Raw genomic sequence first — 11,906 nt, forward strand, 5'->3', positions numbered from 1 at the left:
ATAAAAAGTGGTTTCATTCAACCTCAACATGATGATGTCCAAACCGTCGCATCAAGAAGGAGCTCTGGAGGATAATTGGTTAAAAAACGATAAAGTGGATTAAAGTGTAAGACTCCTTATGGTATTCTAGTAAAAGAATACGCCATAAAAGGAGTCTTTTTTATATGAAAATATTAGATGCTCCATCTTTACTGTCAGCTGTCGAACAAAGGTCAAAAGTCTATCAGGAGCTTCGAGACGAAATGCAGCATGTGAAAAAAGCATTAAAAAGTGTGTCGGGATTAGGTAATGAATTTACTGGAAAAGGTGCAGACAATATCAAAGCCTTTTATGAGGATCTTGCGCTTTACACAGACACTTATCTTGACTTTATCGATATGCAAAAAGCGTTTTTAGATGGGGTAAAAGGAAAGCTTGATGATGAATCGTTAGGCGGGAGTACATTTATTGATGAGCATTTCTTAGACGCTCAACTGAAACAAGGGATTCAGAATAATAAAGATATGGTCAAGGAACAAAAAGAAGCCCTATCCACTATTTTTGATGACATCAGTGATCTCATAGAACTGAATGTATTTTCAAGTAAAGAGGTCAATGAACATTTAGATGATGCGAACAAAAAAAGAAAAGAGGCAATTGATGCTTTACATAAAATAGACCATGAGCTAAAAACAGAATACGCAAAATCAGAAGCGATTGAAAAACACCTCTCAACTTTTTATGCAAAAATGATGGCTGCTACAGGAAAAGGGAAAAATGCGCAGCCAATGTATTACGATGCAAAAGCATTTCATGAGACAGATGTGTACAAGAATCATGATAAAATCGATGCACAGGTGAAAGCATATTTAAAGGTGAAAAAAGAAGAAAAAGAGAAACGAAGAATCAAAGAATTGAAAGAAAAACTCAACGATCCTTCGTGTATATCAGAAGAGAAATACTTTGAGATTGTAGACGAAATTGGATATGAAAATCTTTCTTACGATCAAAAAATGTATTACAGCCAGCTTCTCCAGATCAAAGCGCAGGAAGAAGCATCAGAGGGGTTCGTTGATGTTGTAAAAGGAGCAGCAGTTGGTCTGTATGATGTGGCCAAAGATACAGTAGTTGGCATCTACGATCTTGTGACAGATCCTGGAGGTGCCGTTGAATCGGTCGTAACGGCTGTTTCTCATCCAATTGAAACGTCGAAAGCGATTGGAAAGTCGATTTCAGACTCATTCCAAAAAGAAGTTATCGATGGTGATGCATATTCTCGATCACACTGGTTTGCCTATGCGACCGGTTCTCTAGCAGAAATCGTCTTTGGTTCTAAAGGGGCAGGTGCCATAACAAAAACGGGAACAACAGCAGCCAAAACGACGGTGAAGAAAGGCCTTGAGCAAGGAGCAAAATCATTAGACAGAGTTTCTATTCCGAATCTATTGCCATACTCACCAAAATTTCAAATGGCTGGCGGCCCGAAGCTGCCGTATAACGTGTTTGACGGAGAAAATCTCAAAAATAAACTCCTCTCTATGGCGAAGCGTCTAGACAACAATTCAGGATACGGCATCTCTAAGACAGGCAGACGCTTACCAGCACCAAAATCACCACCAACCGTTGTCAGTTACGGAGATCACTATGTGAGATGGAAACGTAAAAAAGTGTTAAAACCAAATGTTGTTTATTCAACAAAGCAAGGCTACACCTACACAACCGACCACTACGGACGTATTGTCAAAGTCGAAGCAAGTGATTTAAAATACGGAGAGGTTAAAAGAAACCAATATGCCCAATCCAATTCAGGGAAGCCGGATCGATTAATGGATGATGATGGAGGTCATTTGATAGCGTCTATTTTTAAAGGTTCCGGGGATATTGATAACCTTGTTCCGATGAGTTCACAGATTAATCGTAGTGGTGGGAAATGGTATCAGTTGGAGCAGGAATGGTTGGCAGCCTTGAGGAAAGATCCACCTCAGACAGTATCAGTTTCCATAGAAAGCATTAGATATGAAGGAGATTCTATGCGACCAACTTTATTTAAAATTAAGTATAAAATTGGAGCTAGGAGAGTTAAAAAGGTATCGATTGAAAATAAGCCAGGAGGTTAATTCAATGGAAATGGAACCATCGAATGAAGTTTATCAAGAAATTTTGAATACAATAAATGAAATAATACCTGTTGATTGGGAGAATGTTTTGCTATATGCGGAAATTCTGGATGACTCTCGTGAAGTTTATTTTTTCTTTAATACAAACAAACAACAAGAATATATTTATTCTCATGATATTCCTGATATATTTGAGGTCAGTGAAAATATATATGATGACTTATTAATTAATTTACAGGATTCTTTTAAGAAACTCAGAGATGAATTTAAAATTAATGAGCAAAAAACTTGGACAAATTTAACGCTGAAAATCAAGAATAGGAATCGATTTACCATTGATTTTAATTATGATGATGTATTGAACTCTCATTACAATACCTATCAACGAATGGCTATTTGGGAATATGAAAATTTGGGATATCTCCCTGAAGATGAGGAAGATAAAGAAGCCGTATTAAATTATATAAAAAATAAAGACGATAACTAACGCACAATACCCTCCAATTTAAGGAGGGTATTTCTCATATATGTTTCATAAAATCTCATTTCCATTATCTAAACCGATAAACCGTCACTTCACAATCACCCAGCACCTCTTCAATCATCTCTTCCACAATCGTCCAATCGCCGCCTGCTAATCCGCAGCCGATCCCGTATGGAATGGCGATGGACGTTGGGTTTTTCTCTTCAGGTGATTGTGTCACTGTATCCTTTAGGTGTTGAAAGCAGTTGCGTAAGGCATCGTAGTCTGTTTGCTGTCTTGTTCTTCCGTATCCAGCTTGGGCAAATAAGTTGGCCATTGTTTTTCCGTCTTTTGTTGTGATGAGTTGAACGGAGCTTAACAAGTCATCTCCTTGTTCTGTACATAACTGTTTATAATCTTTGTACACATTCGGATATTTGCTTTTGATCTGTTTCGCTAATCCAGCTCCCATGACTCCTTTACAGTTCACCTGGTGACAAATGATGTCTTCGCTTGCCTCTAATATATTGCCGTCTACCGTTTTGATCATATGCAGTAACCCCTTTTTGATAAAATGCAAACTTATGTTCTATTATAACAGTTTTGTTCCTGTGATTTAATAGCTTTTGATGAGTTTTTAGTTAGTACATGAGTTCAGGTGACAGCAAAGTGACAAACATGTCATATGATTCCATGGTTTGTTCGTTCGATCGATGGAGGCAGACATCTCATTTCAATTATCCTTATCGTAAATCAAGTAAAGGGATGAAATGAGATGCGGGGACTTAATGAAGATTTATTTAGGTGGGTGAATGAACTCAGTATCGATCATGGTTACTTGAATCCCATATTTATTGGACTAGCTGAATATACAGTGCTGCTGGCAGCGCTCGTGTGTCTGTTCGTATGGTTTCAAAATCGCAGCAGGTACAATAGGGCGATGGTCGTTTCTGCCGGACTGACCTTCGTACTCGCCGAGTTACTTGGGAAAATCGCTGGGGTGTTTTATTTTAATCAGCAGCCCTTTGCAGAAATGAGCCGCGTCAATCTTTTGATTCAAAAGGAAGTGAATAACTCGTTTCCGAGTGATCATACCATCTTTATTTTTTCGATTTGCGTGATCTTTTGGCTGTTTCACAAACGCCATATGTATTGGCTGATCATTGCGTGTGCTGTTGGTTTTTCAAGGATTTGGGTAGGTGTTCATTATCCATTTGATGTCTTAGCAGGAGCTGCTATAGCGTGTTTAACAGCCGTCGCCGTTGTATATTTGCCGATATGCCAAAAGAGCGTTGATGCCCTCTTGTCATGTTATGAATGGGTTGAACAAAAATTGGTAGGGAAGAGAACAAAATAATATTGTTGCAGCAAAATACCCCGATCTGTAAAGCTGAGATCGGGGTACTGTTTATTTTCGCCAAAACGTTGAACAATCCGCTTTGTCTTCGATATTAAATGCGATGATTTTTTTTAGGAGAGGATAATCAACTGGCAAGCTTTCTTTCATGCGAAACAGATTTTTCCCATGATCGTACCCAGCTTGTACAATGTCAGCTGAAAATTGATCAATTCCTTTTGCTTCTGGTGCGACAGAAATGTGATGTTTTGCCACGCTAAACCCAATAATAAATGTGCCGTGATCTGTGAACATGGGCTGATTCCAAGCAATTCTTGGCTCTAATTGAGGGAATGTGTCTTCTACCCATTGTAAGATGGCTTGAGTGCGCTGCTTCAGCTCAGGGTTACCGATTTTACTGATATATTCTTCAAACACATGCATAATATTTTAACCTCCCAATCCATCTACCTCATAAGCCTCAGACGGGATTCGAACCCGCACTCCTTTCGTAAGCATAGGCTAGGGACAACACGCTTCCCTACGGAATTTCACCGACAGGAATTTCACCTGTCTCAGCTCATGTGCTTTTCGGTGCTTCTGAAACCCTTGCCTTGCGACCCGCCAGCTACAATTTGTTTTACGGCGCTCTTCCCTTCTAGAGCTACTGAGGCGTGTAAGTGATTGATCATATTATATAAAGAAACTGGATAAATGAAAAGCTGCTATGAACCATCATAAGATTAGAAAGCCTCGACATTGGGCTTTTTTCATTTCATCTCAAGATGTTTATTTTAAAAAAAGGCGGAATTTTTTCGCAAATATCATTGACTAGGAGAAAGAAACGCACTTTCAATGGAAACGGTTATTGAAGATTCAGGTGATTCATATTAAAATGATGTCAAATGGACTAATTAGCAATTGCTAATAGAAGTTCCATATTTAGTGAAATCATGTGTTGCAGCTGAAGGTGATTGGGGGTGTAGAATGAGCAAAGTTCCTGTTGCGGAATTGGCATCACTATTAAATGACTGGAACATGGAAATCAAAAAAGATCATGCAGATGAGGCAGAACGGTTATTTGCCAAAGCGAAACAAGCGGTAGAGGAAATTGACGATGCGGATATTCTCATTTACTATTCTCTTCTTGAGAAGAGGCATCACATTCTTATGTACAATTTAAGAGGGCAAAAGGGCAATGTTTCAACGAAAAGTATAGAGGGTCATTATGGAAAAAAAGAAGATGACCTTTCTAACCGTCTTGCCTATTATTTTGATTTTTATGAGGGTGTGTATGAGCAGCATCAAGGTAATTATGAGGTTGCATTGCAAATGTATCAAAGTGCTGAAAAGCTCTTAGATAAAATTCCAAGTGAGATCGAACGTGCTGATTTCGATTTTAAAGTGGCATGGCTTTATTACCGGCTCAGTCATATCATGCTCTCATTAAGCTATATCCGCAGAGCGCTGCACGTTTATAAGCGACACAAGCAGTATGAAAGAAGAACGGCCCTTTCATACTCTCTTATAGCAGCGAATCTAACGGAGATCGGCCGGTATGAAGAGGCGCTTGAGAATTATCGTCTGGCGGAAGAGGTTTTGACAAGCGAGCAGGATGATTTTATGCTGGCTCAGCACCATCACAATGTGGCCATTTTATATTCATTTTGGAACAAACCGAAGGAATCGATACGTCATCTTGAAAAAGCACTGTCCCATCAAGAGTATTATGATTCAGATTTCTTTTTCCATTCTACGTATCTGATCAGCCGGGAACTCTGTGTGATTGGTGAAAAGCAGCGTGCAAGCCAATATATAGAGGCTGCATATGCCAGAATAAAAGATGCTTCTCATGAAGTGTTTCAGCTAAAAATAGGCATCGTACATGATCTTTACTTAACGCATACGCCACAAAGATTTCAGCAAATTGATGAGAAATTAAGAAAGTTAGAAGAGAAGAATGAATATCATGAAGTAAAAGAGCTATCACAATTTGCAGCAAAATATTGTGAAAAGCAAGCACTTTATGAGCAGTCTGTTTTTTACTTGAACAAAAGTTTAGAAGCGGATTTACATATGAAAAGAATGGGGTTGATTTAAGATGAAAACAGGATTAAAAGTATTATTCGTTGTCGGTTTAGCGGTCGCTGCGACGGTTCTATCGCAAGACGTTGCGGGTTCATTCGAAGTTGCAGAAAAAATCATTGGTGGTTAATACCTTTATCTCTCGCCCTTGTTGATGATCGTCAGCAAGGGTTTTTTTGTGTCTTTAATAGGCTCTTCTTATTAAACGCTGCAAGAACGTTTAATAAGAAGAATTCGCAACAAAGGGGGTGTGCAAATTTATTACCTGCTCCATTATTCTAAATAAACATAGGGCAGAGCAACAAGTTAAAAAGGTCACTTTTCTTTGCTTAATTTAATTTTTTGCAGGACTTTTCATTCAAATTTTATCAAATTGGTCTAATGTACATAGAAGGAATGAAAAAGCGGGAGCACCGCCCCATTTGTCATGCATAAGATGAGATAAGGTCTGATTCGAAGGCAGGTGATTGTTTGTATCCACGGGTTTATGGTGGTTTTCATGGAGGCGGTTTTAGCGGAGGCGGGGCACATATTGGGCCGGTTGGTTCCCATATCGGCTTTGGCGGGTATTATTTGAGTCCTGGTGTATTCTCTGGCTTAGGCGGTTTTCCCGGGTATGGAGGATTCGGGACATTTTCTGGATATCCATATGGTTCTACGTTCATCATGGGACGCCCTCCTGGTTTTTATGTCAGGAGTTATTAGTGTAAGATCACAATAATTGAAATAGCCATCTAAAGAGAGGCTATTTCAATTGGTGAAATTGCTTCAATCCAGCAGTGATCACAATGATGCCTAGAATGATGATAGGCAGCCAGATGATGATAAACGGATCGTAACGATCTGTGTATGCAGCAATAGCTGCACCTAGGCAGTAGAAGACAATAGAGCCTATTCGCATCAAGCTTACAAGCTGGATAGGGGCCTTTCTTTTTTCCCGGTATGATATGCGCTGAGCTGCATCTTCAAATAGGTTAGCAAGTGTACTCGTGAGAACGGTTGTGGAAATGCCAGCAACATTCAATTTACGTGCGGCCGCCGTTTGCATGCCCATAGCCATACTTAAAAGGATGATCAGCATAAAGTAAGCACCTTGTGTATAAGGGAAAATGGTCATGAGAGCAAATAGAAGCAAAATCATCAATTCGATGATAAAAATGCGTGTTACGGCTTTTGGCCAAAACGTTTTCTCGTGATTTCCGCCTATCACAACTGCAAGTAAAACCCCTAAAACGAATCCACTTAGCGCAATGATGGAATGAAGGGCTGTTAGCTGCAAGGAGCTTCCTGCTGCAATGCCAAGCAGCACAATATTACCTGTCATATTGGCTGTAAACACATGCCCTAGGCTTAAATAGCCAATCACATCCACAATTCCTGCGGAAAGACATAAGAAAATCAAAGCTGTATTTCGAAATGAATGTGCGGTCAAAATAGTCATCCCTTTCTTCCTCTCTAATGAATAAGTGTAACGCTTCATGACCGCAAATGTCCATCTGATGAGATGGTCACATGTGTGCAAGCTGATGTAAGACTTGTCTAAAAGCATCATCATTCACAAGGTGCCTCATACGGCGGAATGGATCGCCCTTTTCCTTTAAACGCTCTATAACAGCTGGCATCGTAAAAAGAGAAGGATGAAGCTCATCATGATAGAGTTCGTCCCATTCAAGCGGTGTCGCAACAAGCCCAAGCTCATTTCCTCTTGGAGAATATGGAGCGATGATTGTTTTCCCAGCATCGTGCTGAATGTAGTCTAAATACAAGCGATTGCCGCGTTTTTTCTTAAGACGTTCCAGAGTAAAAAGATCCGGTGCTTGCTCACATAAAAATTGGCATATGAACGCAGTGAATTGTCGTGTTTCTTCGTATGTGAAGGCGTTTTTCTTTAAAGGAATATAGACTTGAAGCCCTTTACCTCCGCTTGTTTTAATAAAGGCTGTGAGAAAAAGCCCGTCTAAAAGCGCTTTGATTCGTTTAGCAGCTTCTATGGCTAGATGAAACTCATTTACAGATGGCGGGTCTAGATCAAAGACAATTTCTGTCGGCCGATCCGTATCTCTTGTCTCAAAAGGGATATGAAATTCCATCGCCAGCTGGTTGCCAAGCCAAAGAAGCGTACGAGGATCATTACAGACCGTATAAGAAATATCATCAACTTCATCTGTTAAAACAAAATCCGGCGCATAATCAGGTGTCGACTTTTGATAAAAGAATTCGTCTCCAGTGCCATGCGGATACCGAATTAAAGTAAGACGCCTTTCACGTAAAAAGGGCAAAAGGTAGGGAGCCGCTTGTCTTAAATAAAGTAAGTAATCTGCCTTGTTTAGTTGAAGAGCCGGGACAATCGGTTTTTCAGGGTGAGTGACTTCTATAGCAGCAGGGAGTGGATACAGCTGTTTGAGCATTTGCTGAAATGTACATGCTGCTGGATCCGCATCCAGTAAAAAGGAAGTAAAACGCGGCTCTCTTAACGCCGATCCATCAAAGGATATACAAGCAATGTTGGCAACGATAGAAGGAGGGATTTCGTATAAAGATCCTCCTGTTAACTGGCCTTTTGTCTGAAATAGCGTACGCAGCGTTTGTTCTTCTTCTTTAGAAAAACCATGCTTGAATTGGACAACCTCGATGAGAGCCGAATCTTGATAAATGGAACCTTGAAAATAGCCATTTTCTTTGTCAAAACGGGTGACAATGACGGAGACATACCGCCAGTTTTTCATCTTAAGCCATTCTTTTGAACGAGTATTGTCATGCCATTTACTCGTCTTTTTTTTCGCTACTAGTCCTTCTGCTAAATACGTCGTCATCACGTTTTTCATGTAATCAGAGTCTGGGTCTGTATGAATGACCTGCAAAAGGGAAGGGTGCTCTAGCTGAACTGATGAGGGGAGCTTAGCTTCTTGGAATAATTGCTGCAGCTGATTTTTTCTTTCCATCAACGGTGAATCAACGAGGGGTTTCCCTTTGCAGCTTAATAGATCGAATGCAATGAAATGACATTGAAATCGTTCAGCCTGTCTTTGGATGGCTTCTTTGTTTTTCAGCCTGCCTCTTTGCTGAACCTTCGCAAACTCACTTTGCTGTTCACTTAGTAAAAAGACCAATTCTCCGTCAAGTGTCAGCGGTAAAAAAGGAGCAAATTGGTCTCTTAATTGTTCGCATTGATCCATCACTTCAGGAAATTGCTTATTTAGCCGTTTTCCGGTCCTGCTTTCTAAACGAATCTCGTCTTCTTCCCATACAAGAATAGCCCGAAATCCATCATATTTTAATTCATACACCCAGTCTGCACCGGCAGGTATATCATGTGCAGGTGTTAATCGCATAGGTTTCATTGTGCATGTCACTTCCTTATATCATGTGTTCTTAGAGTGGGATGAAATTTTCAATCACATACATAAGTCTGATGAAAACATTACATAGTAAGGAGAAAAGAACGGAGGAAGCGCGATGCATACAGTATGGAAAGGCGGCATTAGTTTCGGATTGGTCAATATTCCAGTCAAGCTGTTTACCGCTACAGAGAACAAAGACATTAAATTAAGACAGCTGCATAAAGAGTGTCACACGCCCATTAACTACAAGAAAGTATGTGCCAATTGCGGTGAAGAGGTAGCGCCGGAACAAATTGTGAAGGCGTATGAATATTCAAAAAATAAATTTATTGAATTGGACGATGAAGAGCTAGAAAAACTGCGAAAAGAAAATGAAGAAAAAGCCGTTGAAATCATTGATTTTGTAAAGATTGAGGAGATTGATCCAATCTATTACGAAAGAAGTTACTTCTTATCACCGGATACCGGCGGAGCGAAAGCTTATTCATTATTAAGAAAAGCTTTAGAGGAATCGGGGAAAATCGGTGTCGCAAAAATTATGATCCGCTCAAAGGAGCAATTAGCAATCGTTAGGTGCTATGAACATATTTTGCTGATGGAAACCATTCATTTCCCTGACGAAATTAGACAAGTATCAGATGTACCGAATATCCCCCAAGAGGAGAACATTGTCAAGAAAGAGTTAGATACAGCGCTCCTTTTAATTGAGCAGCTGACAACAACGTTCGATCCAGCGGCATATCAAGATGAATACAGAGAACAGCTGATGAATTTAATTGGCGATAAAATATCTGGAGAACATACCGTTCAGCCAGAAACGACAGGCAAAAAAGATCCTGCAGCCAATGTGACTGATTTGATGGCCGCACTACAAGCCTCGATTGACCGATCAAAACCAGCCAAAGCGAAAAAAGCAGCACCTAAGAAAAGAAAAACACCAGCGAAAAAAGAAAAGAATGCATAAAACAAGACCGCTGACAAGCGGTCTTATTGCGGCTTTAACACGTCCTGAATCGTCCCGTCTTTTCGGTGAATGACAACGGAAGTTCCTTTATTAGCTGAAATCTCCTTTGCCCGGTCAATTGCTTCTTGTTTTGTTTCTTTCACCTCACTTGCTCGTTTCGCTTTCTCTGTTTGAATCGCCCAGCCTTCCTCGTGTTTCACTACATGCTGCGCATGATCCATGAGCTCTGGTCTTGCGGAGCTGCTGCTCTCTGAAGGTTTGACAGAACCATGAGATGAGAAATTCTCTACCTCTTTCTCTGTTGCGTTCTTTTTCCACTCTTTCGCTTGACTGATTGCAATTGGAATGGCTCTATTTTCCTCATAGCCTTCCTGAATCATTTTATTGGCAATCTCAAGCGCTTTTTTTCGAATGACGTTGTCTAATGATTGAAATGAAGCTGGATAATCGTTCATCGTCCAAGGCATATGGACCGCTCCTTTCTTTTATTTTATTTGAACATCTTCCCCCATCTGCAAAGGGTCAAACATACAATGTCTCTCAAACTAATGTTAGGGATAAAATACATCGTTTTGCTGAGGCAGAATATCATCAACTCCTGCAGAATAGAAGGTAGAAAAGGAGTGATTTTGATGATGATGAAAGGTTTATATGAAGCACATTTACCTGTGAGTGACTTGAAGACATCGATTGCGTTTTATGAAAAATTGGAATTGACACTTGCTCATGAAAATGAAAGAGTTGCTTTTTTATGGATTGAGAAAGGAAAGAGCTGGCTTGGCCTGTGGAAAGTAGATATGAACAATTTTCCATACCATCCCTCGACTCGGCACGTTGCCTTTCAAATTACAAGGTCCAGTATCGAACAGATTAAGACTTGGCTGATTGAAAGAGGCATCAGCATTCACCCAATGTTTGGTTTTTCAGAAGAAAAGCAGCCTTTAGTTCTCGATAATCCGCCGCAATTTCATGCAGCGATCTATTTTCTTGACCCAGATGAGAATCTGCTTGAATGCATTGCGCCGCTTGAGCTTGATACAGGAGAAGACTACGATATCATGACATATGAGGACTGGGATCGAAAGAAAAATCCGTTTATTGATTGACAAAATCACTCATTGTAACTATATTGATTACAACGGTGGTGAAATATTGTGAAACAAATTAGCAGCAGGTATCCGATTGCTGTTCATATTGTGTCATTTATTGCAGGTGTTTCAAAAGAGTGTACTAGTGATTTTATTGCAGAGAGCGTGAATTCAAATCCAGCCATTGTTCGAAAAATGATGGCAATGCTCAAACGGGCGGGTCTCATTGAGATTCGCCGAGGAGTAGGCGGTGCTTATTTAAAAAGAGCAGCTGAGGACATTACGCTGTTAGATGTGTATCGTGCTGTGGATGTAAGCGAGGATGAAGAATTATTTAACTTTCATCAGCCCGTCATCGCATGCCCGATTGGTCAAGCGATGGACACGAGACTTCGGCATGAACTAAAAGAAGCACAAGCTGCACTTGAGAATCATCTAAAGCAAGTGACAATTCAGCAATTATTGACAGAGACGGAATAAAAAAGCTCGTACTTAGGAGCTTTTTTTACACCTTTGTTGTAACCATTTTGATT

12 protein-coding genes are annotated in these 11,906 nt (G+C 40.1%); 7 read left to right on the forward strand and 5 right to left on the reverse strand.

From position 1 onward, the window contains the following. Nucleotides 1-164 precede the first annotated feature (164 nt). Entirely contained in the window at nucleotides 165-2,096 is a 1,932-nt protein-coding gene (locus MHH65_RS08580) for a T7SS effector LXG polymorphic toxin (RefSeq protein WP_061109899.1), read from the forward strand. A gap of 4 nt (nucleotides 2,097-2,100) precedes the next feature. Then, nucleotides 2,101-2,583: an antitoxin YezG family protein gene (locus MHH65_RS08585; RefSeq protein ID WP_024427057.1), complete on the forward strand. Its 483-nt coding sequence runs from the start codon at nucleotides 2,101-2,103 to the stop codon at nucleotides 2,581-2,583. Nucleotides 2,584-2,647: 64 nt separating this feature from the next. Here MHH65_RS08585 and MHH65_RS08590 read toward each other — a convergent pair whose 3' ends face one another. Beyond that, nucleotides 2,648-3,109 carry a macro domain-containing protein gene (locus MHH65_RS08590; protein WP_024427058.1) on the reverse strand — a complete coding sequence of 154 codons (462 nt, stop codon included), beginning with the start codon at nucleotides 3,107-3,109 and terminating at the stop codon, nucleotides 2,648-2,650. Nucleotides 3,110-3,334: 225 nt separating this feature from the next. On the opposite strand from MHH65_RS08590, the gene MHH65_RS08595 reads away from it, so the two are divergent. Beyond that, complete coding sequence (locus MHH65_RS08595; protein ID WP_268414416.1) at nucleotides 3,335-3,916, forward strand: undecaprenyl-diphosphatase; 582 nt, start codon at nucleotides 3,335-3,337, stop codon at nucleotides 3,914-3,916. A gap of 51 nt (nucleotides 3,917-3,967) precedes the next feature. Here MHH65_RS08595 and MHH65_RS08600 read toward each other — a convergent pair whose 3' ends face one another. Then, a complete protein-coding gene (locus MHH65_RS08600; RefSeq protein WP_076839706.1) occupies nucleotides 3,968-4,339 on the reverse strand; it encodes an iron chaperone in 372 nt (123 codons plus the stop codon). Nucleotides 4,340-4,882: 543 nt separating this feature from the next. Between MHH65_RS08600 and MHH65_RS08605 the strand changes: the two genes are divergently transcribed. Beyond that, nucleotides 4,883-5,995, forward strand: coding sequence for a tetratricopeptide repeat protein (locus MHH65_RS08605; protein WP_268414417.1), 1,113 nt, complete (start codon nucleotides 4,883-4,885; stop codon nucleotides 5,993-5,995). A gap of 730 nt (nucleotides 5,996-6,725) precedes the next feature. Here the strand turns inward: MHH65_RS08605 and MHH65_RS08610 are convergent. Both MHH65_RS08610 and MHH65_RS08615 read right to left on the reverse strand, forming a co-directional pair. Then, nucleotides 6,726-7,421, reverse strand: coding sequence for a YoaK family protein (locus tag MHH65_RS08610; protein ID WP_226014834.1), 696 nt, complete (start codon nucleotides 7,419-7,421; stop codon nucleotides 6,726-6,728). 67 nt (nucleotides 7,422-7,488) lie between these two features. Further along, entirely contained in the window at nucleotides 7,489-9,321 is a 1,833-nt protein-coding gene (locus tag MHH65_RS08615) for a DNA ligase D (RefSeq protein WP_098676907.1), read from the reverse strand. Nucleotides 9,322-9,436: 115 nt separating this feature from the next. On the opposite strand from MHH65_RS08615, the gene MHH65_RS08620 reads away from it, so the two are divergent. Continuing rightward, nucleotides 9,437-10,285 (forward strand): Ku protein, encoded by an 849-nt coding sequence (locus tag MHH65_RS08620; protein WP_098676908.1) that lies wholly within the window; start codon nucleotides 9,437-9,439, stop codon nucleotides 10,283-10,285. A 23-nt stretch (nucleotides 10,286-10,308) separates the two neighbouring features. On the opposite strand, the gene MHH65_RS08625 is transcribed toward MHH65_RS08620, so the two are convergent. Further along, nucleotides 10,309-10,752 carry a DUF2188 domain-containing protein gene (locus MHH65_RS08625; RefSeq protein ID WP_041109183.1) on the reverse strand — a complete coding sequence of 148 codons (444 nt, stop codon included), beginning with the start codon at nucleotides 10,750-10,752 and terminating at the stop codon, nucleotides 10,309-10,311. A gap of 165 nt (nucleotides 10,753-10,917) precedes the next feature. Here MHH65_RS08625 and MHH65_RS08630 point away from each other — a divergent pair, with 165 nt between their 5' ends. Both MHH65_RS08630 and MHH65_RS08635 read left to right on the forward strand, forming a co-directional pair. Next, nucleotides 10,918-11,391 (forward strand): glutathione transferase, encoded by a 474-nt coding sequence (locus tag MHH65_RS08630; RefSeq protein ID WP_087975391.1) that lies wholly within the window; start codon nucleotides 10,918-10,920, stop codon nucleotides 11,389-11,391. Between the two features lie 48 nt (nucleotides 11,392-11,439). Next, nucleotides 11,440-11,853, forward strand: coding sequence for an Rrf2 family transcriptional regulator (locus MHH65_RS08635; RefSeq protein ID WP_087975390.1), 414 nt, complete (start codon nucleotides 11,440-11,442; stop codon nucleotides 11,851-11,853). Nucleotides 11,854-11,906 lie beyond the last annotated feature (53 nt).

This window comes from Bacillus sp. FSL L8-0654 (assembly GCF_038629965.1).
GTDB classification, from domain to species: domain Bacteria; phylum Bacillota; class Bacilli; order Bacillales; family Bacillaceae; genus Bacillus; species Bacillus safensis.